Source organism: Burkholderia sp. Cy-637, assembly GCF_011753175.1.
Classification (GTDB): Bacteria; Pseudomonadota; Gammaproteobacteria; order Burkholderiales; family Burkholderiaceae; genus Burkholderia; species Burkholderia gladioli.
This window is the reverse complement of the sequence record NZ_VWWC01000033.1, coordinates 26,093-52,101: the sequence shown is the minus strand read 5'-3', so window position 1 is coordinate 52,101 and position 26,009 is coordinate 26,093. Positions and strand designations below refer to the sequence as shown.

The 26,009-nt window shown below is 67.4% G+C and carries 17 protein-coding genes; 10 read left to right on the top strand and 7 right to left on the bottom strand.

The genetic code is table 11. The features are described 5' to 3' along the window. Together F3J10_RS12320 and F3J10_RS12315 are read left to right on the top strand one after the other, a co-directional pair. Positions 1 to 1,314 (top strand): autotransporter strand-loop-strand O-heptosyltransferase (locus F3J10_RS12320; RefSeq protein ID WP_205200272.1); only part of this gene is annotated, 1,314 nt, incomplete at its 5' end. 82 nt (positions 1,315 to 1,396) lie between these two features. Next, the gene (locus F3J10_RS12315; protein ID WP_167242199.1) at positions 1,397 to 1,603 is read left to right on the top strand and encodes an oxidoreductase-like domain-containing protein; all 207 of its coding nucleotides are present in this window, start codon (positions 1,397 to 1,399) and stop codon (positions 1,601 to 1,603) included. A gap of 24 nt (positions 1,604 to 1,627) precedes the next feature. Here F3J10_RS12315 and mgtA read toward each other — a convergent pair whose 3' ends face one another. The 3 genes from mgtA to F3J10_RS12300 all read right to left on the bottom strand — a co-directional run bounded on the left by mgtA (position 1,628) and on the right by F3J10_RS12300 (position 7,966). Further along, positions 1,628 to 4,432: a magnesium-translocating P-type ATPase gene (gene mgtA, locus F3J10_RS12310; protein WP_167242198.1), complete on the bottom strand. Its 2,805-nt coding sequence runs from the start codon at positions 4,430 to 4,432 to the stop codon at positions 1,628 to 1,630. A 736-nt stretch (positions 4,433 to 5,168) separates the two neighbouring features. Further along, a complete protein-coding gene (locus tag F3J10_RS12305) occupies positions 5,169 to 5,837 on the bottom strand; it encodes a cation diffusion facilitator family transporter (protein ID WP_025099918.1) in 669 nt (222 codons plus the stop codon). Between the two features lie 350 nt (positions 5,838 to 6,187). Continuing rightward, positions 6,188 to 7,966, bottom strand: coding sequence for a S8 family peptidase (locus tag F3J10_RS12300; RefSeq protein ID WP_167231666.1), 1,779 nt, complete (start codon positions 7,964 to 7,966; stop codon positions 6,188 to 6,190). Between the two features lie 592 nt (positions 7,967 to 8,558). On the opposite strand from F3J10_RS12300, the gene hpaI reads away from it, so the two are divergent. Next, complete coding sequence (gene hpaI / locus F3J10_RS12295) at positions 8,559 to 9,356, top strand: 4-hydroxy-2-oxoheptanedioate aldolase (protein WP_167242197.1); 798 nt, start codon at positions 8,559 to 8,561, stop codon at positions 9,354 to 9,356. A gap of 58 nt (positions 9,357 to 9,414) precedes the next feature. Here hpaI and F3J10_RS12290 read toward each other — a convergent pair whose 3' ends face one another. Further along, entirely contained in the window at positions 9,415 to 10,308 is an 894-nt protein-coding gene (locus F3J10_RS12290) for a LysR family transcriptional regulator (protein ID WP_025099921.1), read from the bottom strand. A 122-nt stretch (positions 10,309 to 10,430) separates the two neighbouring features. Here F3J10_RS12290 and F3J10_RS12285 point away from each other — a divergent pair, with 122 nt between their 5' ends. Then, on the top strand, positions 10,431 to 11,492 hold the full coding sequence (locus F3J10_RS12285; RefSeq protein WP_167242196.1) for an NAD(P)-dependent alcohol dehydrogenase: 1,062 nt from the start codon (positions 10,431 to 10,433) through the stop codon (positions 11,490 to 11,492). A gap of 52 nt (positions 11,493 to 11,544) precedes the next feature. On the opposite strand, the gene F3J10_RS12280 is transcribed toward F3J10_RS12285, so the two are convergent. The 3 genes from F3J10_RS12280 to F3J10_RS12270 form a co-directional block, all read right to left on the bottom strand. Then, the gene (locus F3J10_RS12280) at positions 11,545 to 12,666 is read right to left on the bottom strand and encodes a porin (protein ID WP_167242195.1); all 1,122 of its coding nucleotides are present in this window, start codon (positions 12,664 to 12,666) and stop codon (positions 11,545 to 11,547) included. Positions 12,667 to 12,721: 55 nt separating this feature from the next. After that, complete coding sequence (locus F3J10_RS12275; protein ID WP_025099923.1) at positions 12,722 to 14,071, bottom strand: aromatic acid/H+ symport family MFS transporter; 1,350 nt, start codon at positions 14,069 to 14,071, stop codon at positions 12,722 to 12,724. 87 nt (positions 14,072 to 14,158) lie between these two features. Further along, complete coding sequence (locus tag F3J10_RS12270) at positions 14,159 to 15,139, bottom strand: amidohydrolase family protein (RefSeq protein ID WP_167242194.1); 981 nt, start codon at positions 15,137 to 15,139, stop codon at positions 14,159 to 14,161. 161 nt (positions 15,140 to 15,300) lie between these two features. On the opposite strand from F3J10_RS12270, the gene F3J10_RS12265 reads away from it, so the two are divergent. The 6 genes from F3J10_RS12265 to F3J10_RS12240 all read left to right on the top strand — a co-directional run bounded on the left by F3J10_RS12265 (position 15,301) and on the right by F3J10_RS12240 (position 26,004). Beyond that, positions 15,301 to 16,254, top strand: a complete 954-nt coding sequence (locus tag F3J10_RS12265) for a LysR family transcriptional regulator (protein ID WP_105820916.1) — start codon at positions 15,301 to 15,303, stop codon at positions 16,252 to 16,254. A 727-nt stretch (positions 16,255 to 16,981) separates the two neighbouring features. Next, positions 16,982 to 22,768 carry an autotransporter-associated beta strand repeat-containing protein gene (locus tag F3J10_RS12260; protein WP_167242193.1) on the top strand — a complete coding sequence of 1,929 codons (5,787 nt, stop codon included), beginning with the start codon at positions 16,982 to 16,984 and terminating at the stop codon, positions 22,766 to 22,768. A gap of 211 nt (positions 22,769 to 22,979) precedes the next feature. Beyond that, complete coding sequence (locus F3J10_RS12255; protein WP_017919173.1) at positions 22,980 to 23,120, top strand: hypothetical protein; 141 nt, start codon at positions 22,980 to 22,982, stop codon at positions 23,118 to 23,120. A gap of 109 nt (positions 23,121 to 23,229) precedes the next feature. Continuing rightward, a complete protein-coding gene (locus F3J10_RS12250) occupies positions 23,230 to 23,901 on the top strand; it encodes an alanyl-tRNA editing protein (RefSeq protein ID WP_025099926.1) in 672 nt (223 codons plus the stop codon). A gap of 536 nt (positions 23,902 to 24,437) precedes the next feature. Next, the gene (locus F3J10_RS12245; RefSeq protein WP_166913948.1) at positions 24,438 to 25,430 is read left to right on the top strand and encodes a TRAP transporter substrate-binding protein; all 993 of its coding nucleotides are present in this window, start codon (positions 24,438 to 24,440) and stop codon (positions 25,428 to 25,430) included. 94 nt (positions 25,431 to 25,524) lie between these two features. After that, a complete protein-coding gene (locus tag F3J10_RS12240; protein ID WP_013690060.1) occupies positions 25,525 to 26,004 on the top strand; it encodes a TRAP transporter small permease in 480 nt (159 codons plus the stop codon). Positions 26,005 to 26,009 lie beyond the last annotated feature (5 nt).

Below are 26,009 nucleotides of genomic sequence, written 5' to 3'. Positions count from 1 at the left end.
GTGCCGGTCGGCCCCGCGGCGACGCCGGTCGAGGCGCGCGGCCCGGCCGGCACCGCCGATGCGCCGCCCGAGCCGGTATTCGAGGGCGGCCCGGCGGCGATCGTCGATCCGGGCGCGCCGGTGCTCGAAGGGCCGCACGGGATCCGCTACGACTTCAACTACGGCTGCCGCGTGCAGGTGCCGGCCGGGCCGTGGCGGGTGCGCCTGCTGGACCTGGACGCCGACGTGGTGCTGTTCGACGAGCTGGTGGACGACGGGGTGGTCAGCAGCACGAAGAAATATTTCGTGCGCTTTCGCATCGAGGTGCTGCGCGACGAGGAACTGGTGTTCGAGCATGACTACGACGCTTGCGGCCAGCGCGTCTACATGCGCCTGCCGGTAGGCACGCTCGGCGACATCCTGGCCTGGTTCCCCTACGTCGACGAATTCCGCCGCGTGCACGACTGCCGTGTGTCGGTCTCGATGGGCGAGGCGCTCTGGTCGCTGTTCGAGGACGCCTATCCGGAGCTCGACTACGTGCGTCCCGACGAGGAAGCGAAGGCGCTGGCCGGCGCCTACGCGAGCTACTACCTCGGCATCTTCTTCCCCTGCGACGACCGCACCCACCAGCCGACCGACTTCCGCGTCAGCGGCCTGCAGAAGACCATTCCCTACCTGCTCGGGCTGATGGCCGTCGAGCGCCGGCCGCGCATCGCCGTGCGCGACACCACGCGCCTGATCGCCGAGCCCTACGTGGTGATCGCCGCGCAGTCCTCCTCGCAATGCAAGTACTGGAACCACCCGACCGGCTGGTACGAGCTGGTGAAGTTCCTGAAGGCGAGCGGCTACCGCGTGCTCTGCATCGACAAGCAGCCGGCGCACGGCGAGAAGCTGATGTGGAACCTGATCCCCTACGGCAGCGAGGATTTCACCGGCGACCTGCCGCTGCAGCAGCGCGCCAGCCTGCTGCTGCATGCCGATTTCTTCATCGGGCTGTCGAGCGGGCTGTCGTGGCTGGCCTGGGCGCTGGGCAAGCCGGTGGTGATGATCAGCGGCTTCACGCATCCGCTCAACGAGTTCGAGACGCCGTGGCGCGTGATCAACTACCACGTCTGCAATAGCTGCTGGAACGATACCTCGGTGGAGTTCGACCATCGCGACTTCGCCTGGTGTCCGCGCCATGCCGGCACGGATCGCCAGTTCGAATGCTCGCGCCTGATCACGCCAGGGCAGGTGATCCGCACCGTCAAGAGCCTGATGACGAATCTCGATCTCGATCCGCGCCGGGTGGTGGAACCGCAGGACGAGGCGGCGAAGCAGGGCGGTTGCCGCTGATGAAGCCTCGGGGCCGGGCACGGCCCCGGGGCGATCGGCCTATACTGGCGGCTCGTTACGATTCCCAGCCAGCCCAGCCGCCGTGTCGAAGTCGCCAATCCCCCCGTCCTGTTCCGCCACCGAGCCCGCCGACGATCCGCGCCCCGAGGCGCCCGTGCCGCCCGAGCTCGAGGATTGCTGCCAATCCGGCTGCTCGCCCTGCGTGTTCGATCTCTACGACACCGCGCTCGAGGAGTACAAGGCCGCGCTCGCGGCATGGCGCGAACGCCATCCGCAAGCGCAGCCCTGAAGCGGGCCGCCGGGCGCGTCGCGCTCAGAACCACTCGCGATAGCGCCGCACGTAGATCGTCTTGACGGTCTGCGCCAGCACGATATACCCGAGCATGGTGGCCGCGAGCCACAGCCAGTAGCTGCCGGGCAGCCGCACGAAGCCCAGCGCGTTCGCGAACGGCGAGAACGGCAGCCAGCAGCCCAGCGCGATCGCGGTGACGGTCGAGAGCAGCACCGGCAGCGCGGCCGTGCTCTGCAGGAACGGGATCCGGCGGGTGCGCAGCAGGTGCACCACCAGCGTCTGCGAGACCAGGCTCTCGATGAACCAGCCCGAGTTCATCACCACCTGGCCGGCGGCGCCGCCTTGCGCGTGATACAGCGCGCCCGCGCCGAACACGAACCACATCAGCAGGTAGGTGCTGACGTCGAACACCGACGAGGTGGGCCCGATCCACAGCATGAAGCGGCCGATGTTGCCGGCTTCCCACTTGCGCGGCTTCTTCAGGAACTCCGGGTCCATGCGGTCCCAGGGCAGCAGCAGTTGCGAGGTGTCGTAGATCAGGTTCAGCACCAGCAGCTGGGTGGCCAGCATCGGCTCCCAGGGCAGGAAGGCGCTCGCGATCAGCACCGAGAACACGTTGCCGAAGTTCGAGCTGGCCGTCATGTTCAGGTACTTGAGGATATTGCCGAAGGTCTCGCGGCCCTTCACGACGCCGGCCTCCAGCACCATCAGGCTCTTCTCGAGCAGGATGATGTCGGCGGTTTCCTTGGCGATGTCGGCGCCGCTGTCCACCGAGATGCCCACGTCGGCGTCGCGCAGCGCGGGAGCATCGTTGATGCCGTCGCCGAGGAAGCCGACCGTGTGGCCGTTGGCCTGCAGCGTGGTGACGATGCGCGACTTCTGCATCGGCGTGAGCTTGGCGAACACGGTGGTGCGCTCCACCGCCTCGGCCAGCGCCGCGTCGTCGAGCGCGTCGATCTGCGCGCCCAGCAGCGGCACGCCGGTCGCCAGCCCGACCTGGCGGCAGACCTTCAGCGTGACGGTGGGATGGTCGCCGGTGAGCACCTTCACGGCCACGCCGTTCTCGCGCAGCGCGGCCAGCGCCGGCGCGGCCGAATCCTTGGGCGGATCGAGGAAGGTCAGGAAGCCGCGTACCACCAGGTCGTGCTCGTCGCTGCCGCGGTATTGCTCGCGCGCCTCGGCCGCGGCGATCGTGCGGGTGGCGATCAGCAGCACGCGAAAGCCGTCCTCGCTGTAGGCATTGGCCTGCGCGACCAGGCGCTCGCGGGTGGCGGCGTCGAGCGGCTGCGGCAGGCCGTGCTCGTCCTGGAAGCGTGTCGACACCGCCAGCATCTCGTCGACCGCGCCCTTGCAGATCAGCAGGTGCGCGCCATGCGCATCGCCCACCACCACCGACAGCCGGCGCCGCACGAAATCGAAGGGCAGCTCGTCGATCTTGCGATAGCCGAAGGGCTTGGCGCGATCGCCGAGCGCATCGGCGCGCGTCACGATCGCGATGTCGATCAGGTTCTTCTGGCCGCTCTGGTGCACGCTGTTGAGCCAGGCCAGGCGCAGCACCTCGTCGTCGCGCTGGCCGCGCAGGTCGAGGTGGTGCTCCAGCAGGATGTCGTCCTGGGTGAGCGTGCCGGTCTTGTCGGTGCAGAGCACGTCCATCGCGCCGAAGTTCTGCACCGCGTTCAGGCGCTTGACCACCACCTTGCGGCGCGCCATCGCGATCGCGCCGCGCGCGAGGTTGGTGCTGACGATCATCGGCAGCATCTCGGGCGTGAGGCCCACCGCCACCGCCAGCGCGAAGGTCATCGCGCCGAGCCAGTCGCCCTTGGTCAGGCCGTTGATCACGAACACCACCGGCACCATCACCAGCATGAAGCGGATCAGCAGCGCGCTGACGCTGGCCACGCCGCGGTCGAAGCTGGTTTCCACGCGGCGGCGGCCCGTCACGTTCTTCGCCAGCGCGCCGAACACGGTGCGCTCGCCGGTGGCGATCACCAGCGCGGTGGCGGTGCCGCTCACCACGTTGGTGCCCATGAAGCAGACGTTGGCGAGGTCGAGAGGGGAGCCGGCATCGGTGCTGCCTGCGTTGCCCGTATCGACAGCATCGCCGGCCGCCTCGGCTGCCGCTGCCGGCGCCTGCGCCGACTTGCCGGCCACCGCGCCGAGCGTGTCGTATTTCTCCACCGGCAGCGCCTCGCCGGTCAGCGCGGCCTGGCTGATGAAGAGGTCGCGCGAGGCGAGCAGGCGCACGTCGGCCGGCACCATGTCGCCGGCCGACAACTGCACGATGTCGCCGGGCACCACCTCGCGGATCGGGATTTCGCGCAGCATCGGCTCGGTGCTCGCGGTGGGCCGGCGCCGGACCATGGTGGTGGTGCGCACCAGCGCCTTGAGACGATCGGCGGCCCGCAGCGAGCGGAATTCCTGCACGAAGCGCAGCACCGCGCTGATGGTGACCATGCTCAGCAGGATCGTCATGCCGACATAGTCGCGATCCTCGGGCGCGGCGAACCAGACGTCGGTGCAGAAGCTGATCGCGGCCAGCACCAGCAGCACGTAGACGAAGGGATTGTGGAACGCATGCAGCAACTGGCGCAGCCAGTGCGGCGGGCGATCGTGCGCGATCTCGTTGGCGCCGTGCTGGGCGAGGCGGTCCTCGGCCTGCGAGAAGGTCAGGCCGCGCGTGCCGGTATGCAGGCGGGCGAGCACGTCCTCGAGCGAACGGTTCGCCTCGGCGACGATCGGCGCGGTGGCCGGGGAAGCGGCGCGCTCTCGCGCGCCGGGCTGGACGAAACCGCGCTGGCGGTTGCGGCGAAGGAATCTGAGTGTCATCTAACGCTCCTGATGCCGCGCATGACGGCGCGCGGCGAGCGTCGGGCGCGGCGATCAGCGCGCGCAGGCTCCCCGCCGCGTCGCGTCCTGCGCGTTCGGCTGCTTGGATCGGAATTCGGGGCGGCCCGCCGGCGCGACGGCCGGCGCCATCGCGAGGAGGATCGGCATCGACGCGCCGGCGGGCCGTAATGGACCACCGGGGCTACTGTCGCTATCCATCTGGACTCCTGTCGATTGGGGCAGGGCGCGTGCCCTGCCATGGGCGGGATCGAGGTTCACGCCGCCGAAGGGCGGCTTGCCATGTGCTTGTCGGCGGGCTGCGGCGCGAGCCGCTGACCGGCGCCTCGCGACACGCGCCAGCGGCATGCCATGGCGGTGGCGAGGACGAGCGGCTGCGTGCCGGGCCGAAGGCTCGGCGGCATCATGCGCGATCTGGAAAAAGCGGGGAAATCAGGCCGGCTTGGCCCGAAGAACGCCGCATCCCGAGGCCCGGGATACGGCGGGAGACGAACTCCGTGGGTATGCCTCAGGCGATGGGGAAGCCGGTCGAGGACCGACTATGACTACTCGCATCAGGGTTCACGGAAACGCTCCGGTCGTGAGGACGGGGCGATGGTAATCGGCCCGCTTACGCAGCGTCAAGCCTTGGCAGGCAATTTGTCGTGAAACGGGGAGGGCCGGCGGTCGATCGCGGAACGCGACGAGGCAATGCAAGCGGCAGGCGAGTCTCGCCCGATCAACGCGGCGGGACCGCGCGGCTGCCCCAGCCCGCGTGGGCGGCGCGCATCTGGTAACCACGCCGGGCGAAGCCGTAGCCGGTGCGCAGGATCATCACGCCAATCAGGGTGGCGGCCAGTTCGTCCAGGCGCGGCAGGCCGGCCCGCGCGCCGGCCAGGGCCAGCGTGGCCAGCAGCAGGGTGAGCGCGTCGGCGCGCAGATGGCAGGCGCTGGCCTCGATCAGCGCGGCACCGCCGATCGCCCGGGCGCGCTTGAGCATCCATTGCGAAAGCCCGCCCTTGCCGGCGAGCGCGACGGCCAGCACCGCGAAGGACAGCGCGTTAGGCGAGACGTCGGCGGGGGCGTCGAGGCTGGTGGCGGCGTGCCAGATCATCTGGGCGCCGGTGGCGAGCAGCAGCGCGCCCAGGCCGAACAGCGCGACCGGCTCGTAGGTCGGCCGCTGCTCGGGCGGCAGCTTCGCGTCGAGACGGCAGGCCAGCAGCAGCAGCGCGTCGGCCAGCAGGTCGATCGCCGCGTGGATCGTGTCGGCCAGGATCCCCGACGAGTGCGCGGCGTAGGCGGCGCCGGCCTGCGCGATCATCAGCACCAGGTTGACGACGAGGCTCGTCGTCAACACGCGGCTGGTGATGGCATGGACGGACTGGGACGCGCGCGCTGAACTCGGCATAAAGGCGTGGGGTTGGGTGTGCTTGCTGGTCTAGGCCGGACTCTATCGGCGCCAGATGGCAGACCGATGACATCGGGGGGATTGCGGGGAGCGGGCGATGCGGCGGGGCGGCGGGGCGGCGGGGCGGCGGGGCGGCGGGGGCGCGGGGATGCGGGAATTCACCGAGGCCGCGAGGCGGTCGGTGTCACAGGCGTGTCATGAAGCGGCTCGGCGCGTTGCAGGGCGAGAGCCCGAAAAAGCAACGCCCGCGCAACGCAGGAGCGTGACGCGGGCATCGCGGGATCGGCATCGAACCGCGATGCCGTGACAGGGATCGTTACCGCCTGGAGGACTCAGCTGGCGTGCTTGCCTCAGTTGGTTGCGGACGCAACCGCCGCGCCGGCATCCATCAGGCCCGCGCCCGGCGCCATCGCCGTGCACGAGGAGGCGGTGGTGGCCGCGATCTGCGACGGGCGCGCGGTGGCCGCGAGCTTCTGCGAGATCTGCGCGGGCGTCAGGTTCGGGTTGCGCGTGAGCATCAGCGAGACCACGCCGGCCACCTGCGGCGCGGCCAGGCTGGTGCCGCTGTTGAGCTGGTAGGTGTCGCTGCCCGGCGAGGTGGTGCCGGTGTTGCTGGTCGACAGGATGTTCGAGCCCGGCGCGCTCAGCGTGATCTCGCTGCTGAAGTTGCTGTACCAGGCGCGCTTGCCGGTGCTGTCGGTGGCGCCCACGGCCACCACGCCGGTGCAGTTGGCGGGACGGTCCTGCGCGTTGGCCAGGCCGTCGTTGCCGGCTGCCACCACCACCGTCACGCCGCGCGCGATCACGTCGTTGACCGCCGACTGGAAGGTGCTGCCGCAGGGGCCGTTGCCGCCCAGGCTCAGGTTGATGACCTTGGCCGGCGTGGCATTGTCGGGCACGCCCGGGATCGAGATGCCGGCCGCCCAGCGCATCGCGTCGGCGATGTCGCTGGTGGTGCCGCCGCACTTGCCGAGCGCGCGCACCGGCTGGATCTTGCCGAACCAGTTGGCGCCGGCGATGCCGGTGCCGTTGTTGGCGGTCGCGCCGATCAGGCCGGCCACCTGCGTGCCGTGCCAGCTGCTGTTGCTGGGCGCGCTCGCGCAGTTGTAGAACGGGCTGCTGGTGTCGCTCAGCTCGGACTGGGTGACCCAGTCGCCCGGGTCGGTGGCATCGGCGCTGCGGCCGTGGCCGTTGTTGCCGGTGTTGACGTCGCTGATGAAGTCGTAGCCCGCCACCAGGTTGCCGACGATGTCGGCATGCGGGCGGTAGCCGGTATCGATCACCGCCGTGACGAGGTTCGAGGCGCCGGTGGTGAGGGCCCAGGCGGCCGGCATGTTCACGCCGATCGCCGTATTGAAGTCGTTCCACTGCTGCGAGTACATCGGATCGGACGGCGTGACGGGCGCCAGGTCGCTGGCGAACAGGCGTCGATCCGGTTCCGCGTAGGCCACGTCGCTGTCGGCCGCGAAGCTCTGCGCCAGCGTGGCCGCGTCCGTGGCCGCCACGCGCTTGCCCAGCGAAACCACCGCCGAGCCGTCCGACATGGTGCGTTCGAGCTGCACGTTGTCGAAGCTCGGCAGCGAGCCGCCGTTGCCCGACGAGGCGGCCATGATGCGGGCCTGCGAGCGCTGGTTGTTCCATTGCGTCAGCACGCGGCCGATCAGGTTGCTGATGCGGGTGCTGTCCGGCGCGGCGGCGGCCATCACGCGCGCGCCGTTGGCGCTGCTGGCGGAGGTGGCCGGCGCGAGCTTGACGATCAGGTGGTCGACCGGCGCGTCGAACGGGCTCAGCGTGCTCGGTGCGTTGCTGGTGGGGGTGCCCGTCGAGTTGCCGGAGGAGGTGCTGGTCGAGGTGTTGGTCGCGGCGGCATTGCCTTGCGAGGCCGCCAGCGTGGTGGTGCACATCTGCGAGGTGCTGCCGGAAGCGCCGGTGCCCGAGCTGGACGAGGTGGTGGTGGTGCCGCTGCTGGTGCTGGCCGCGGCGCCCGCCGCCGGGCTGGGCGAATCACCGCCGCCGCCACCGCCGCAGCCGGCAATCACGGACGCGATCAGCGTCATCGACACGACGGAGGCCAGGGTACGGATCTGGCCTGGGCGAAGCTGGGCAGGGTGGAAACGCTCGATCTTCATGGAATCACTCGTTCTTTTATCTCGCAACCGCAATCCCGCGGTCAGGGCGGCCGGTTTCCGACGAGACGGCACGACACCCCGGTCGCGCCTGCCGCCATCGCCTTGATGGAAACCAGTCCGTATCTCCTCGCGCCGCGCTGACGCCAGCGACGCGAGCTACTGATCCGGGTAACGGCGGCGTTTAACATTTCTTAATGGTTGAAGCTCGAATCTTGTCCGGCGAAACGGCGCGCTATTCCGGGGCCGGAACGCAATCCGGGAAATGCATGAAAGGATTGATTTCGATCCTTTGAAAAGGACCGCAAAGACCCCGCTACTCAAGGGATTCGAGGCCATGCCAAAAAACCGGGAAAACCGAAAAAGATTTATGAAAGTCGCCGGGGATTGGCGCGTGGATCGCCAATCGTCAGAACAATGGGCGGGTGCAAAGTCGGCAATCGGGATGGCGGGAAGCGGGCGGGGATGGGCTGCGCCGAGGCCCGGTTCGCGGCGTATTCGCGCGACCGATGCGATCATGGCGGGGGCGCGGCGATGCCGGGCAGGGCGCCGCGATGCTTCCGATCGAACCACGCACGACGAGGAACCTTCACCGATGACCGCCAGTTCCCCTTATGGATTGAACCGCTTCAAGGCCGCGCTCGCGGCGCGACGCCGGCAGGTCGGCTTCTGGGTATCGATGGCCGAGCCCTACCTGGCCGAGATCACCGCCACGGCCGGTTTCGACTGGCTGCTGATCGACGGCGAGCATGCGCCGAACGACGTGCGCAGCATCGTGGCGCAACTGCAGGCCGTGGCGCCGTATCGGGCCGAGGCGGTGGTGCGGCCGGTGGAGGGCAGTACCGCGCTGATCAAGCAGTTGCTGGACGCCGGCGCGCGCACGCTGCTGGTGCCGATGGTCGAGACCGCCGAGCAGGCGCGCGAACTGGTGGCCGCGGTGCGCTACCCGCCGCGCGGCGTGCGCGGGGTGGGCAGCGCGGTGGCGCGCGCCTCGCGCTGGAACCAGCGTGCCGACTATCTCGACCTGGCCGACGAGGAGGTCTGCCTGCTGGTGCAGGCCGAAAGCGCGACCGCGCTGCGCAACCTCGACGAGATCTGCGCGGTGGACGGCGTGGATGGCGTGTTCATCGGCCCGGCCGACCTGGCCGCCTCGATGGGCCACCGCGGCAACGCGCGGCACGCCGACGTGCAGTTCGCGATCAACGACGCGATCGCGCGCATCATCCGCGCCGGCAAGGCGGCCGGCACGCTGACCGACGATGCGGCGCTGGCGCGCCACTATCTCTCGCTGGGCTGCCTGTTCGTGGCGGTTGGCGTGGATGTGCTGCTTTACGCGAACGCGGTGCGCGCGGTGGCGAATGCCTTCGAGGTGGGGCCCGGCGCCGAGCATTGAGGTGGGGCGGCGGTGCCGTGCCGGGCGGCTTCCGGCCCGGCGCCGGCGATCGCGCGATCTAGTTGTCGAAGCGGATTGCGTCGATCAGGACACGCAGCACCGGGCGAAGCTGCCGCCGGTTGGGGTAGTACAAATAGCAGGCCTCGTGAAGCACATGCCAGGGCTCCAGCACCTCGACGAGACTTCCTTCGGCGAGCTGGTCGGCAACCTGCTCCTTCAACAGATAGGCGAGCCCCGAGCCCGTGAGGGCAGCCTTGATCAGCACGTCGATGTCGTTGGTGATGAAGCTCGGCTCCACCACCACGCGATGCCTTCGACCGTTCTTCTGGAACTCCCATTTCAACAGCTCGCCTGATGTCGGGTAGCGCCATACCAGGCAGCGATGCTGCTGCAGGTCCGAAGGGAGCCGGATCCGCGGCGTGCGTTCGAGGTAACCGGGCGTGGCGACCACCGCCGTCCTGAATTCAGGGCTGATCCTGACGGCGACCATGTCTCGCGCGACGTGTTCTCCGTGACGAATGCCGGCGTCGAACCCCTTCGCGACGATATCGACGTCGCTGTCATCGACCGTGATGTCCAGGACCAGATTCGGAAAGCTCGCGCCGAGTTCGGCAAGTGCGGGAAGCACGTGCAGCAGCGCTGCGCTGCGATGCGTATTGATTCGAACCACGCCCGACGGATCCTCCCGTTCCTCCGCCAGGCAGGCCAGGCCGTCCTCGATCTGCGCCAGCGAGGGCTTCAGCTGGACCAGCAGGCGTTGGCCGGCGGACGTGGGGGCGACGCTTCGCGTGGTCCGGTTCAGGAGCCGCACGCCGAGGCGTTGCTCCAGGAGCCGGATCGCATGGCTCAGCGCCGAGCTGGACAGACCCAGGCGCACCGCGGCGCGCGTGAAACTCCCTTCCTCCGCGATCACCGCGAATGCCATCAAGTCGGCGAGATCTTCTCTTCGCATTGCTGAGCCACACTCATAAGATCATCCCATTTATCCCATCTTATCGTGGAATGGCTGGCTTGGGACACTAGCCAGCGTCGACGTACCGAACCCGAATCCCTTCCGAGGAAACAAGCAAACCCATGACGACTTACGCCTATGCCGCCCAGGACGCGCACAGCGCGCTCGCCGAGTATTCGTTCGAGCGCCGCGAGACCCGCGAAGGCGACGTTGCAATCGACATCCTCTATTGCGGCGTCTGCCATACGGATCTGCATTTCTCACGCAACGACTGGAACGTGTCCGCTTATCCGCTCGTTCCCGGCCACGAAATCGTCGGGCGGGTACGCGAGGTCGGCTCGGATGTCACCAGGTTCGGACCCGGCGACCTGGTCGCCGTAGGCACCTTGGTGGACAGTTGCCAGCATTGCGACATGTGCCGCAAGGATCTCGAGGTCTATTGCCGCGAGGGCGTGACGCCCACCTACAACGGTCGAGACAGGATTTCGGGAGGCATGACGCTCGGCGGCTTCTCGAACAACATCGTGGTGCGGGAGGAGATGGTGCTGCGGGTTCCGGAGAATCTCGATCCGTCGCGAGTCGGCCCTCTGCTCTGCGCCGGGATCACCACCTATTCGCCGCTGCGAACCTGGAACGTCGGGCCCGGCAGCCGCGTGGCGGTGGTCGGGCTCGGTGGGCTGGGTCATCTTGCCGTCAAGTTCGCGGCCGCGCTCGGGGCCGACGTGACGGTGATCTCGCGCTCGCCGGGAAAAAGCACGGATGCGCTGAAGCTCGGCGCCGATCGCGTCCTGATCTCCACCGACCAGGACCAGATGGCGGCCGCCGCGTTCTCATGCGACCTCATCATCGACACCATTCCCTACGAGCACGATCTTGCGCCGTATATCGACTTGCTCGACATCGACGGCACCATCGTGGTGGTGGGCGCATTGAGCACCACGCCCGCCTACGACAACACGCCGGTCATCATGGGGCGCCGGCGGATTGCGGGCTCCGCGGTCGGCGGCATCAAGGAGACCCAGGAGATGCTGGATCTCTGTGGGAAGAAAAACATCCTCCCGGAGTGCGAGATCATTACCATTCAACAGATCAACGAGGCGTTCGTGAGGATGGAAAAGGGCGACGTGCATTATCGCTTCGTCGTCGACATGAGCACGCTCGAGGTGCGAGACTCGGTCCAATGAAGTCGCTGCGTCGTGCCGGGCGGCTTCCTGCCCGGCACGACGCCCGCCCGCTTCAGAACAGGTGATGGATGCCGGTGACGAAGGCCAACTGGCGCGGCGTGCCCGAGGCGCCGACCGAGAAGATCGATGCGCGCGCATCGGTCGTGCCGGTGGCCTGCTGCGCGACCGCCTGCAGATAGACCTGGGTCGACTTCGACAGCGAGTAGACGTCGCCCAGCGTGGCCGTCAGGTAGTGCCGGCCGATGAAGCCGGTGGCCGCGATGCCGCCGACGATCGCATTGGCCGGCGTGCTGAGCCAGGTCGCGCCGGTTTCCCAGGTGCGGTAGCTGTCGGCGAACGAACCCGAGACGATCCGCACGTAGGTGAACACCGCGTGTAGCCGCAGGCGGCCGAAGTCGTAGCGCGCGCCCACGCCGGTGTTCTCGATCTTGTCGGCCACGTAGGACAGGGCCGGCTTGCCCTGGAAGCTGCTCAGGCCGAGCCCGGCGGTGGTATCGCCGAGCATGGGGCCGAGCGCGCGATTGTGCTCGTTCACGTAGGCCGCCGCGATTGCCAGCGGCCCGTTGGTATAGCTGGCCGCGCCGCCGGCGATGCGCCCGTTGGAGAAATCGCCCGCCACGCCGCCGAGCCCGTAGAGCAGGCCGAAGGACAGCCCGTTCCAGACCGCCGAGCGGTACTTGATCAGGTTCGCTTCCTGCGCCGAGGTGGTTTCCACCAGCCCGTCCAGGTTGCCCGGATGCGCGGCCAGCAGGTTGTTGCCCTGGAAGTTGTTGCCGAGCGGCGCGACCCAGTCGTAGTTGAACGAGCTCTGCTCGCCGAGCGTGAGCGTGCCGTAGCGGGTGGACGAGAGGCCGACATAGGCCTGGCGGCTGAACAGCGTGTTGGCGCGCGCGAGGGCGCCGTTGTTGGTGAAGAAGCCGTTCTCGAGGCGGAATACCGCGCTCCAGCCGCCGCCGAGCGCCTCGGTGCCGGTCAGGCCGAAGCGATCCGGCTGCGCGACGCCCTGCAGCATGGCGACCTGCGAATGCCCGTCGCGGTTGTTGACGTAGGCGACGCCGGCGTCGAGGCTGCCGTACAGCGTCACGCTGCTCTGCGCGAAAGCCGCCGGGCAGGCCGACGATATCAGTAGTGCGAAGGGAATGGCCGCGCGCGGGCGGCCGATGAACGGAACCATCGGGATCTCCTGGATTGTTATGGAAGGCGCGGCGGCGGGCTGCCGCCGCGTGCCGTCATTCGACGGCTTCGGCGATGCGCGGCGCGCGCAGGTAGTGCAGGCCCATCACGCCGATCGCGGCGGCGGCGCAGGCGATCGGCACGATCAGCAGCATGAACACGCTCGCCAGCCCGATCGCGCTGGCGATCAGCAGCGCGCCGATGAAGGAGCCGGCGATCGCGCCGAGCCGTCCGACGCCGAGCGCCCAGCTCACCCCGGTGACGCGGCTGCCGGTGGGATAGAAGCCGGCGGCCAGCGCGTTCGCGCCGGTCTGCGAGCCCGCCACCGCGAAGCCGACCCCGAAGATGCCCAGCGAGAGCGACAGCAGCTCCTGGTAGCGCCAGGCCACCAGCAGCACGCAGAGGATGCCGGCGCCGTAGGCGCCCACCAGCACCGCGTAGGGGTTGCGGCGGTCCATGGTGCGGCCGATCAGGACCGAGCCCACCGTGCCGCCGAGCTGGAACATCGCCGTGACGACGGCGGCCTGGGCCAAGTCGAAGCCGGCGTCGCGGAACAGGCTCGGCAGCCAGTTGGTGACCAGGTAGACCACCAGCAGGTTCATCCAGAACACGCACCAGAGCGCCAGCGTGCCGAACTTCAGCGCCGGCGCGAACAACTGCGCCACCGGCGAGCGGCCGGCCAGCCCGGCGGGTTCGTCCACCACGAAGCGGTGCCCGGCGTCGGGCGCCTCGCGCGAGATGCGCCGCAGCAATGCGGCGATGGTGTCGGCCGGCGCCTGGCGATGGATCAGGAAGCGGATCGACTCGGGCAGGGCCGCCAGCATCAGCAGCCCGAGCGCGAGCGGCAGCACGCCGCCGATCACGAACATCGCGTGCCAGCCGTGGCGCGGGATCACGTGCGCGGCGACGAAGCCCGCCGCGGCCGAGCCGAAGGTGAAGCCGCAGAACATGGTGGTGACCACCAGCGCGCGGCGGCTGCGCGGGCTGTACTCGGAGGTCATGGTGATCGCGTTCGGCATCGCCGCGCCCAGGCCGACGCCGGTCAGCAGCCGGCACAGCGTCAGCAGCGTGATGTTCGGCGCGATCGCCGAGAGCAGGCTGAACAGGCCGAAGCCGAGCACCGAGCCGGTCAGCAGGCGCTTGCGGCCGATCCGGTCGCCGAGCGGGCCGGCGAAGAACGCGCCGATCGCCAGGCCCGCCAGCCCCGAGGCGACCAGCAGCGTGACGGCGGTGGTTGAGGGATGCCAGTCGCCGCGCAGCGCGGGGACCACGAAGCCGATCAGGGCGGTGTCGAGGCCGTCGAGCGCGACGACGGCGAAGCACAGCGTGGCGATCGCGAACTGGAAGCGGGAAAACCGCTGCGCGTCGAGCCAGCGCTGCACGTCGAAAACGTGAGCGGGTTGCACGGGGATGTCTCCTGGTCTGTCTTGTCGTTGTGTTGCGCGCGCGGCCCGGCGTCTGCCGGTGCCGCGCGCGTTGCCGCCCGGCGCGGTTCAGTCGAGGCGGAACAGTCGCCGCGCGTTGTCGCGGCCGATCTTCTGGCGGTCGTTGTCGTTGATTTCCGCGCGATCGAACCACTGCGCCGCTTCCTCCATGGTCTCGAACGGGTAGTCGGAGGAGAACAGCACGCGGTCGCTGCCGATCTCGTCCATCGCGTTGCGCATCGCGATGGTGCGGAAGTTGCCGCTGGTGGTGAGGTTGAAGTTCTCGCGGAAGTAGTCGATGAAGGGCCGCGTGGCCTTCACGCCCAGCGGGTTCTTGCCGGTCGCCGAGGCCCAGTGCGAGGTGCGCCAGATGTTGTTCTGCACCAGCTCGCCGAGGTGGCCGAGGATGATCTGCAGCTTCGGATGCGCGTCGAACAGGCCGCTGCCGATCAGGCGCAGCGCATGCACGCCGGTTTCGGGCGAGAAGGCCCAGGCCGGGCCCATCAGCCAGGGATGGCCCTCGATCGAGCGCTGCTGGCTCGGCAGCGGATTGCGCGGATGCAGGTAGAAGGGCACGCCGAGCCGCTCGACCTCGGCCCAGAACGGCCAGTATTGCGGCAGGTCGTAGTAGGTCGAATCGTCCTCGCTGCCGACCTGCGAGAAGCCGTTGACCAGCGCGCCCTGGAAGCCCAGTTCGCCGACCGCGCGCTCGAGCTCGCGCGCGGCCGCTTCCGGGTCCTGCAGCGGCAGCGCGGCGAACGCGCCGAAGCGCTCGGGGCGGCGCGCCACCTGTTCGGCGAGCAGGTCGTTGGCGCGGCGCGCCACGTCGATCGCGCGCTGGCGATCGGTGATCGCCTGCACGGCCGGCGCGTTCAGCGAGAGGATCGCGTAGCCGATCCCGCAGGCGTCCATGCGCTCGATGCGCTCCTCCTGGAAGTCGAGCAACTGGCGGCGGCGCACCTGCCAGAGGTCGTGGGTGAAGAAGCGTTCGGAATCGCCGATCGTGTCCGGCGACGCGAAGTGTTCCTCGAGAGCAATCTTGTTGTCCATGTGAGATCCGGGAGGGTTGAGGGTAAACCACGGGGGCCGCGCCGCTGGGGCGTCTGGCCCGGGTCGATACCAGCTTAGGGATCGCGGGGGCCTCTGTTAAATTGATCGTCTGAATGCCGGCATTCAGCGCATCAATGACCCTCGTTCTCCCCGCCACGCCAATGACGCACGACACCGCGCTGCGCAATATCGATCTCAATCTGCTGCTCGTGTTCGACGTGCTGTATCGCACGCGCAGCACCACGCGCGCGGCGCAGGCGCTGCACCTGACCCAGCCTTCGGTGAGCAACGCGCTCAAGCGGCTGCGCACGCTGTTCGACGACGTGCTGTTCGTGAAGACGGCCGAGGGCATGCAGCCGACGGCGCGCGCCGACGAGATCGCGGCGCTGGTGGATCCGGGGCTGGCTTCGTTGCGGCTGGCGATGCAGGCCGGCAAGCCGTTCGAGCCCGAGGCGGCCGATCGCACCTTCCATCTCTACGTCAGCGACCTGGGGCAGGCGATCTTCATGCCGCGGCTGGTGGCGCACCTGCGCGAGGTGGCGCCGGGGCTGAGGATCGTGACCAGCGATCCTTCGCTGGACGATGCGCAGCAGATGATGAAGCTCGGGCAGATCGACCTGGCGATCGGGATGTTCCAGGGGCTGCACGACGACTTTCACCAGCAGCGGCTGTTTCACGAGAGCTACGTGGCGCTGGTCCGGCATGATCATCCGGCGATCGGGGAGCGGCTCTCGGCGGAGCGCTTCTTCGCGGCGGAGCATGTGGTGTACACGCCGACGGCGGGGAGCCATGCGCGCTTCGAGGCGGCGCTCGACGCGCTCTCGGGGCCGGGCGGCAGGGCGAGAAGGGTGGCGCTGCGGCTCGCGCATTCGTTCGGGATCGAGCGGATCGTGGCGTCGAGCGATTTGGTGGCCTGCGTGCCGAGCAGGTTGGCGCGGGTGCTGACCCGGCCGGACGTGCGCGCGCTGGCGCTGCCGTTCGATATCGCGCCGACCGATATCGCGCAGTTCTGGCATGAACGGTTTCATCGCGACGAGGGGCATCGATGGTTGCGGACGCTCGTTTATCGGCTGTTTCATGACGCGAGCCCGAGTGCGCTGGACGGGGCGGCTTGAGGGGGCGGCTTACGGTTCTTTCGGGCCGAGCCCGGCGCGACAAGGCCGTGGCGGCTTTCGGGGGGCGTTCGCGGGCGTTGGCCTGTTACGGCTGTAACGTGACGCAAGCGCCGCCCGGCTTGGGATGCGCAGGTTCCGCCAGGGGCGGTTGTACATCGCGAAAGATCCGGTAAGACACGGAAATTGCATCCGCGCCCGCAAATTCATACAGTGACATGCACTCTTTCCCCAAAGAGTGTTATCGAAACGCGGTTGGCCTCGACTCCGGATACCCGGGTCGAGGCGTTTTTTTTTGCGCCGTCGCTGCCGAGGGCATTGATGACGCGCGAGCGTGGTTAAAAAAATTTGCGAATGACCCGGCGCAATCGTTTTCATGGTGGACCTGTCAATTCATCGAGATTGTCAATTTGTAATGCTCTGTTGTAATCTTGTTGGCGTATCAAAAAAATAACCAGGCCGCCCAACCGCGTCTTGTCATTTCCATTTCCGGGGAAATCTTTGTTTTGCCAACCTGATCCGCTTCGAGGCGTCGTGATGTCTCGAACGCACTAGATTCCACGCTGTTCCTGCTGGTTTTCGCCATGTGGCGTCATGGTGCGTCGGCGCTCGTCCCGTGTTTTCTGATGCTCATGTCAGTTCGCATGGATGCGCCGGCAATTCATCGCTGTCGATCTCGTACTCGAGCGAGATACGGCAATAAAAAACAAATCCATTTTGGGGTTATGCAATGGTCCGCGTGCGCGTTCGCAACTCGAAAGAATACGAATCTCCCAAGCTGTCGCCCGCGATGGGCGTATTTTTTGCACTGGTGGGCGCCGGGATCATTCCCGCCTATGCCGCCCCCGGTAACGTGAATCTCGGCACGCCCGGTGCGAGTTTCGACATCAGCGCGGCCGGCGGCGATCAGGTGATCGGCGCGTTATCGGGCGTGGCCGGTACCAGCGTCAATCTCGGCGCGAATTCGTTGAGCTTCGGCGACGCGAGCAATCAGACCTTCGCCGGCACGATCGGCGGCGCTGGCGGTATCACCAAGACGGGCTCGGGCACCGAGACGTTGACCGGCACGAATACCTACGCGGGTACCACCGCAATCAGCGCGGGTACGCTGGCACTGGGCGCGGGTGGTTCGCTCGCGGCGAGCAGCCCGGTGAATCTGTTGAGCTCGGGCGCAACCTTCGATCTCGGCGGCGCGAGCGGCGCGCAGACTATCGGCGGCCTGGACGGCCGGGCCGGCACCAGCGTCAAGCTTGGCGACAACGACCTGCGTATCGGTGATGCGGGCAATCACAGCTTCAGCGGCACGATTTCCGGCACGGGTAGCCTGATCAAGGCAGGGAGCGGCTCGGAAACGCTGTTCGGCGCGCAGACGTATACGGGCAGTACCATCATCGAGGCAGGCACGCTCGGGCTTGGTCTGAACGGCTCGCTTCCTGTTGCGACCAAGGTTGATTTAAGCGGTGCCAGCGCCCGTCTCGAACTCGGAACCGGCGAGCCGATTACTATCGGCGGCCTGTCCGGCGTGGCCGGCTCGAGCGTCGACGTTGTCCACGATCGCCTCACATTCGGCGACTCGGGCAACGAGACGTTCGGCGGCACGATTTCGGGCGAATCCGGCATCACCAAGGCGGGTTCGGGCACCGAGACACTGACTGGCGCGAATACCTATGCGGGATCGACGATCGTGACCGCCGGCACGCTCGCGATCGGCGGCGGCGGATCGCTGTCGACGCAGAGCTCGGTCCAGTTGACGAACTCGGGCGCCGCGTTCGACGTGAGTGGCGCGACCACTCCTCAGGCGATCGGCGGCCTTGCTGGCGTGGCAGGCACCACGGTGGCTTTGGGCGGTAACACGCTCACCATCGGCACCACGATCAACGATCTGAACACCGCGAGTTTCGGCGGCACCATCAGCGGCACGGGCGGTATCGTCAAGAAAGGTACCGTGACCGAGACGCTGACGGGTACCAATACCTTTACCGGTGGCGTGACCGTCGACGAAGGCACGCTCGCGATCGGCGCGGGTGGTTCGCTGGCAGGTGGCAACCAGGTGAATCTCGCCAATGCGGGCGCGATCTTCGACATCAGCGCGGCGGGTACGCCGCAGGCCATTGGGGCGCTGTCGGGCGTGGCAGGCAGCAATGTCGTGCTCGGCGGCAATCACCTATCTTTCGGCGATGCCAGCGATGCCAGCTTCGGCGGGACGATTTCCGGAACGGGGGGGATCACCAAGACCGGCACCGGCACCGAGACGCTGACCGGCATCAACAGCTATACCGGCGACACCACCATCGCGGCAGGTACGCTGGCGTTGGGCCCGGGCGGTTCGCTGGTGGGCGGCGGCACGGTCAATCTTGTCAACGCGGGCGCGACGCTGGACTTGAGCGGTATGACGATTGGAACATCGATCGGCGGCCTGGCCGGGGTGAGCGGCTCGACCGTCAATCTCGGTTCGAACGTGCTGCAGATCGGCAACGCGACCGACCAGACCTTCGCCGGCACGATCGCGGGCGGCGCTTCGGGCGGCATTTTCAAGCAGGGCTCGGGCACCGAGACGTTGACGGGGGTGAGCACCTATTCGGGCTTCACGCAGATCGCTGGCGGCACGCTCGCGATCGGTGCGGGTGGCTCGATCGCGTCGAGCGCACTCGTGAGTCTTTCAGCGGCAGGCGCGAAGCTCGATCTCAGCGGTGCGGGCGGTCCTCAGACGATCGGGTCGCTGTCGGGAATCAGCGGCACGACCGTCGCCCTCGGTGCAACCGACCTGACGCTCAACGCCAATCTGAATCGGAATTTTTCCGGCACGATCACGGGTACCGGTGACCTCACCAAGAGCGGCGCGGGTACCCAGATGCTGAGCGGCGTGAACACGTATACCGGTGCCACCAACATCAGCGCAGGCACGCTCGTGATCGGCGAGGGCGGCAGCATTAGCGCCAGCAGTGGCGTCAATCTCCTCGCCGCGGGTACGGCCTTCGATATCTCGGCAGGCAGTGCTCCGCAGACGATCGGTGAACTCTCCGGCGTTGCCGGCTCGCGGGTTTCGCTCGGCTCGAATGTGCTGGCGTTCGGCAACGCGACCGACCAGACTTTCGCCGGCGCGATCACGGGTTTTGCCTCGAGCGGTCTCTTGAAGCAGGGCTCGGGCACCGAGACGCTGACGGGCGTGAGCAGCTATTCCGGCTTCACGCAGATCGCTGGCGGCACGCTCGCGATCGGCGCGGGCGGTTCGATCGCGTCGAGCCAACTCGTCGGTCTTTCGGCGGCAGGCGCGAAGCTCGACCTCAGTGGCGCGGGCGGTCCTCAGACGATCGGCTCGCTATCGGGAATCAGCGGCACGACCGTCGCCCTCGGTGCGACCGATCTGACGCTCAACGCCAACCTGAATCAGAACTTCTCCGGCACGATCACCGGCACCGGTGGCCTTGCCAAGGGTGGCACGGGAGCCCAGATGCTGAGCGGCGTGAATACGTATACCGGCGCCACCAACATCAACGCGGGCACGCTCGGGATCGGCGACGGCGGCAGCATCGCGGCCAGCAGCGGCGTCAACCTCGTCTTTACGGGGACGCGCTTCGACATTTCGGCGGGGAGTACCCCGCAGACGATCGGCGCACTGTCGGGTGCCACGGGTTCGCTGGTCTCGCTGGGTGCGAATACGCTGACGTTCGGCAACGCGACCGACCAGCGGCTCGGCAGCGCGATCATCGGCACGGGCGGCATCATCAAGGCAGGCGAGGGCACCGAGACGCTGACGGCATCGAACAGCTATACCGGCGGGACGACGATCAACGCCGGCACGCTGGCGATCGGCGTGGGCGGCTCGCTCGTCGCGACGGGGGCCGTGAAGCTCGCCAATGCAGGCGCGAGCTTCGACATCGGCAACGCTGGTTCGAATCAGACCATCGGCGATCTGAGCGGCGTGACGGGTTCCAGGATTGCGCTCGGCGCCAACACGCTGACGTTCGGCGGGGCAGCCAATACCACCTTCGCCGGCACCATCGGCGGCCCGGGCGGTGTGGTGAAGACGGGCTCGGGCGTTCAGACGCTGTCGGCCGACAGCACCTACAGCGGTGGAACCACGCTCGCTGCCGGCACGCTGGTGGCGGGCTCGAATGGTGCGCTCGGTACCGGCACGCTGTCTATCAGCGCTCCCGCGACGCTGGATACGTCCACGGCGGTTACGCTCGGCAACGCCGTGAACCTGGGCAGCATCGCCACCATCGGCGGCAGCCACGACCTCACGCTGGCCGGCGACGTGTCGGGCACCGGCGGACTGGTGAAGAACGGCGACGCGACGCTGACGCTGTCGGGCAACAACAGCTTCAGCGGCGGCACCACGCTCAATGCCGGCACGCTGGCTCTCGGCAGCGCCACGGCGCTCGGCGTCGGCTCGCTGGCCGTGAACGGCGGCAAGCTCCAACTCGGCAGCGGCTCGCTCACGTTCAACTCCCTGAGCGGCGTGGCAGGCAGTGTCATCGATACCGGCACCGGGGGGCTGACCGTGGCGGGCGCCGGCGCTTATGCCGGGACTCTCGCGGGCAGCGGCACGCTGACCAAGAGCGGCGTGGGCACGCTCACCCTGGCCGGCGAGAACACCTATACGGGTGGCACGACGATCACCGGTGGCACACTGCAGGTGGGCAATGGCGGCACCACCGGCTCAATCACGGGCCACGTCGCCAATTTCGGCCAACTGGTGTTCGCGCATGCAGACAATGTGGTGTTCGACGGGCAGATCAGCGGTACCGGTTCGCTCATGCAGAGCGGCGCCGGCACGCTGAGACTGACTGGCACGAATGCGCTGAGCGGAGCGACCACGGTCGGCTCGGGCACGCTCGACGTAGCCGGTACGCTAGCGCAATCGACCGTGAACGTGATGAGTGGCGCGACGGTCACCGGCACGGGCACGATCGGCGGCCTGGTACTCAACCGCGGTGCGACCGCGGCCTTGCAGCAGCCCGGCGTCCCGCTGAACGTGGCCGGCAAGGTGGAGTTCCAGGCCGGCTCGATCTTGCAGGTCGTCGCCACGCCGCAACAGAGCGGCTCGGTGGCGGCTACCGGCAGTGCATCGATCAACGGCGGTACGGTGCAGGTGCTGGCCACTGGCACCGGCAGCGCCCAGACGCAGACGCTCGCGGCCGACCGCGCCAGCAGGATGGCCGCGGCGAACACGGCCGTGTATTCGCCTCTCACGCGCTACACGATCGTCAGCGCCGATGGCGGCGTGACGGGGGCATTCACCGACGTGAGCACCAATCTCGCGTTCCTGAAGCCGTTGCTGAGTTATTCCACGAACAGCGTGGTACTGAGCTTCGTGACGAACGGCGCGACGTTCGCCGACGTCGCCCAGACCCGGAACCAGCGTTCGGCGGCCGCCGCGATCGGCTCGCTCGGCGCCGGCAACCCGATCTACGACACGCTGCTGTCGAGCGAGGCGGGCAATGCGCGCGCGGCCTTCAACGCGCTCGATGGCGAGTTCTACGCGAGCATGAAAAGCGTGTTGTTGACGGACAGCCGCTACGTACGCGAGGCCGTGACGGATCGTGTGCGTCAAGGGCTCGCCCCTTCGAGCGGACCGCTTTCGGCGCTCGCCGCCGGCGGTGCCTCGCAGTGCGGAGATGCGAGCACCGTGCTGTCCGGCCCCGCCGGCGGCGCGGCCGCGCAGCAGCGCTGCCAGACCGCTTCGTACCAGCCGGTGGTATGGGGGCAGGCGTTCGGCGGCCGCAGCCGGTTGGATGGCGACGGCAATGCCTCGTCGATCTCGCGCAGCATGACCGGCTTCGTGGCCGGTGCGGATCTCGGCTTCGGCAATCATTGGCGTGCGGGTGTGGCGGGGGGCGTGACGCATAGCAGCCTCGACAACGACACGCAGTCGTCGGCGAGCGTGGATAGCTACTCAGTGTCGATCTATGGTGGTGGTCAGTTCGGTGCGCTCGGTCTGCGCGGCGGCGCGGCCTATACCTTCCATCGCGTTGACGGCGACCGCTATTTGTCAGTCCCGGGACTTTCCGATCACACGCAGAGCGGCGTGAACGCGCGGACCGCCCAGGTGTTCGGAGAAGTCGGTTACGCGTTGCCGGCTGGCGCGCTGGCCTTCGAGCCTTTCGTCAATCTCGCCTATGTGAACCTGCATACCGATGGCATGAGCGAGACGGGCGGTGCTGCCGCGCTGAGTAGCGTCGGGGAGTCGAACGGTGTCGGTTTCTCGACGGCAGGCTTGCGTGCGGCCACCAAATTCGACCTGATGTCGAGCGGTAGCTTCACGGCGCGGGCGATGGCCGGCTGGCGTCATGCCTTCGGGACGACCACGCCCACTTCCACCTTCGCGTTCGCCGGGGGCGGGGCGTCGTTCCAGGTGGCCGGCGTGCCGATCGCGCGTGATGCGGCGGTGGTCGAACTCGGCATCGATGCGAATCTCACCCGGCGTCTCAAGCTCGGCCTGACCTACAGTGGCCAGTACGGCAGCGGCGTGCGCGACAATGCGGTGCTGGGCAATCTGCTCTGGAAGTTCTGATGCTCGTCGCGAACGGAGGCCGACGGCCTCCGTTCGTTCTTCGAGGCATGCCTCGGCTTGGCCGGACAGCGGTGATCAGGACGGATATCTTCCATCATTGCTGCTCGATCACGCCTCGCAATTCCTTCATCCCTCCCGCAAGCCATGCGAAGATGCCCCTTCGCATAACCCAGCACCACGCCCGCCGACCGGGCGCCAGCACGGAGACTCGATGAACGAATGGTGGACCGGCGCAGCGGCCGCGGCCTGGCGGACCGGCTTGTGGGATTTGCTCGAGCGCCTCTGGGAATTCCTGGTGCTGGTGTTCCACTTCCTGCTCTGGCTGCTGCGTTTCCTGGGCGGCGGGGGTTGAACGATCGCGATCCGGAAAGCAAGATTTCCGCAGGAATATACAAGACCACGCGTTTTGGCCAGGCTAATCTCACGGCTCCTTATCCAGCCTCTCCGCCGCCGCGCCAGCCATGCCCACCCGTAAACGTTTCTGGGACGACCCCTACCTGACCCACCTCGATACCACCGTGCTCGCCGTCGACGGCCAGCGCGTCCATGTCAGGGAAACCATCTTCTTCGCGTTCTCGGGAGGGCAGGAGAGCGACACCGGCACGCTCGGCGGCTACCCCGTGCTGCATGCCGACAAGGAAGGACTCGACCTGGTCTACACGCTGCCGCCCGATCACCAGCTCCGCGCCGGCGACGGCGTGGCGATCTGGATCGACGGCGCGCGCCGGCTCGGCCTGATGCGCCACCATTTCGCGGCGGAAATGATCCTGCAACTGGTCTACCGGGCGCGCCCGGGCATCGAGCGGATCGGCGCGCACATCGCGGCCGACAAGGCCCGCATCGATTTCGCCAGCGACACCAGCCTGAGCCCGCTGCTGCCGGAACTGGAACAGGAAGCGGCCAGCCTGGTGGCTTGTGCCTTGCCGATCCACACCGCCTTCAGCGACATCGACGCCGAGCGTCGCTACTGGCAGGTCGAAGGCTTCGCCTCGATGCCGTGCGGCGGCACGCATCCGCGCACCACGGCCGAAGTCGGCGCGCTCACGCTCAAGCGCCGCAACACGGGCAAGGGCAAGGAGCGCATCGAGATCGTGCTGGCGCCCCTTGTCGGCAGCGGTTTGAATCGAATTTGAAATCGAATCGACGGCTTTCGGTAAGCCGGCAATCGGACGTCATGAGTCATTGATGAGACGTCATTCATCCGCATCGGGCGCCGCCAAGGCGCCCGATTTCGTTTCAGGGGCGGAAACGAAACGAGGTTAACCCGCAATGATCAGTTGTCTAATGACATATCCGGAAGCGTCCCAAAACGCAAAAGAATTTGTCTTCGAGGCTCAGGGGTGGTCGTGTCCTGGCGATCGAAAAAATATCACAACTAGCTGAAATATAAGAAAAATAGCTTTTTGTGACGGACCTGCGGCATCAACCCTCTGCGGGTATGCACCAAGTGTACAAGCGTGGTTCCGCCCCGATAGACTCGCTCCCTAGTTGTACGACGTGAGACAGCGGGTGGGCTGCCTGACGGTGGTCAGACGACAACGATGCAAGATGCCGGCCGAGCCGGTCCGCGGGGTGAGCTCCGGACCGATCCTGCCGGGCCCGAGGCGGTAGCGCCCGGGCGGGCAGGCCGGCACATCCAACACGCGATATACCCAGAGGAGACTTGACCATGAAAACGATCTTCACGCGCAAGCGCGTCACCGTAGCGATCGTCGCGGCACTCGCCGCCGCCACGACGCTGTCGGCCGAGGCCCGCGTCTTCCGCTCCGCCGATGTCCACAGCGACAACTTCCCGACGAACATGGCTGTCAAGTTCATGAGCGACGAGATCAAGAAGGCGACGGACGGCAAGGATTCGATCAAGGTTTACGGCAACAGCGCGCTCGGTTCGGAAAACGAGACGGTCGACCAGGTGCGCCTGGGCGCGATCGACATGGTTCGCGCCAACGGTGCCGCCTTCAACGAGATCGTGCCGGAATCGATGATCCCGTCGTTCCCGTTCCTGTTCCGCGACATCGAGCACTTCCGCAACGTGATGTACGGCCCGGAAGGCCAGAAGATCCTCGACGCGTTCAAGGCCAAGGGCATGATCGCGCTGACCTTCTATGAAAGCGGCGCGCGCTCGATGTACGCCAAGCGTCCGATCAAGTCGCCGGCCGACATGAAGGGCCTCAAGGTGCGCGTGCAACCTTCGGACCTGATGGTCGACGAGATCAAGGCGATGGGCGGCACGCCCACGCCGATGCCGTTCTCCGAGGTCTACACGGGCCTGAAGACGGGCCTGGTGGATGCCGCCGAGAACAACCTGCCGTCCTACGACGAAACCAAGCACTACGAAGTGGCCAACGTGTTCTCGGAAACGCAGCACGCGATGACGCCGGAAGTGCTGGTGTTCTCCAAGAAGGTGTGGGACACGCTGAGCCCGCAGGAGCAGACGATCATCAAGAAGGCGGCCGCCGATTCGGTGCCGTACTACGTGCAGCTCTGGACGGCGCGTGAAGGCGATGCGCGCAAGGCCGTGCTCAAGGGCGGCGCGACCATCGTGCCGGCCGCGCAGATCGACCGTGCCGCGTTCGTGAAGGCGATGCAGCCGCTCTGGACCAAGTACGAGAAGACCCCGATGATGAAGCAGATCGTCGACGAGATCCAGGCGATCAAGTAATACGCGGCGCGCGGCCCTGCAAGGGGCCGCGCCAGCGCCCCGGCGGCCGCGCGAGGTTTCGCCGGCCGCCTTTTCTGTCCGATGAGGTTCGAAAATGAGGTTCATCAAGCACTCGAACGACGTGCTGTTCATGGCGCTGGCCGTCATCGCGTCGGCGAGTCTCGTCGTGCTGACGGCGCTCGTGTTCTACGCGGTCGTGATGCGCTATGTGTTCAACAACGCCCCTGATTTCGTCGAGCCGATCGCGCTGCTGCTGGTGATCGTGATCGCGATGTTCGGCGCCGCGATGAAGGTGCGCGACGGCGGCCATATCGGCCTCGACTCGTTCGTGCGCCGGCTCTCGCCCAAGGGCCAGTCGATCATCCACGGCTTCCAGCACCTCTGCCTGATGGCGTTCGCGGTGGCGCTGATTCTCGGCTGCCTGGAGATGGCCGAAACCACCTTCGAGGACCGGATTCCGATCATCGGCCTGCCCGAATCGGTGCGCTACCTGATTCCGCTGCCGGCCGGTATCGCCATCATCCTGTTCTCGCTCGAGCACCTGCTTGCGCTGTGCAAGCGCAACCGAACCTGATCCAC

Coding starts and splice junctions, on each gene's coding strand:
- mgtA (WP_167242198.1), bottom strand. CDS start 4,432: ATGACACTCAGATTCCTTCGCCGCAACCGCCAGCGCGGTTTCGTCCAG.
- F3J10_RS12305 (WP_025099918.1), bottom strand. CDS start 5,837: ATGCCGAGTTCAGCGCGCGCGTCCCAGTCCGTCCATGCCATCACCAGC.
- F3J10_RS12300 (WP_167231666.1), bottom strand. CDS start 7,966: ATGAAGATCGAGCGTTTCCACCCTGCCCAGCTTCGCCCAGGCCAGATC.
- hpaI (WP_167242197.1), top strand. CDS start 8,559: ATGACCGCCAGTTCCCCTTATGGATTGAACCGCTTCAAGGCCGCGCTC.
- F3J10_RS12290 (WP_025099921.1), bottom strand. CDS start 10,308: ATGCGAAGAGAAGATCTCGCCGACTTGATGGCATTCGCGGTGATCGCG.
- F3J10_RS12285 (WP_167242196.1), top strand. CDS start 10,431: ATGACGACTTACGCCTATGCCGCCCAGGACGCGCACAGCGCGCTCGCC.
- F3J10_RS12280 (WP_167242195.1), bottom strand. CDS start 12,666: ATGGTTCCGTTCATCGGCCGCCCGCGCGCGGCCATTCCCTTCGCACTA.
- F3J10_RS12270 (WP_167242194.1), bottom strand. CDS start 15,139: ATGGACAACAAGATTGCTCTCGAGGAACACTTCGCGTCGCCGGACACG.
- F3J10_RS12265 (WP_105820916.1), top strand. CDS start 15,301: ATGACGCACGACACCGCGCTGCGCAATATCGATCTCAATCTGCTGCTC.
- F3J10_RS12260 (WP_167242193.1), top strand. CDS start 16,982: ATGGTCCGCGTGCGCGTTCGCAACTCGAAAGAATACGAATCTCCCAAG.
- F3J10_RS12255 (WP_017919173.1), top strand. CDS start 22,980: ATGAACGAATGGTGGACCGGCGCAGCGGCCGCGGCCTGGCGGACCGGC.
- F3J10_RS12250 (WP_025099926.1), top strand. CDS start 23,230: ATGCCCACCCGTAAACGTTTCTGGGACGACCCCTACCTGACCCACCTC.
- F3J10_RS12245 (WP_166913948.1), top strand. CDS start 24,438: ATGAAAACGATCTTCACGCGCAAGCGCGTCACCGTAGCGATCGTCGCG.
- F3J10_RS12240 (WP_013690060.1), top strand. CDS start 25,525: ATGAGGTTCATCAAGCACTCGAACGACGTGCTGTTCATGGCGCTGGCC.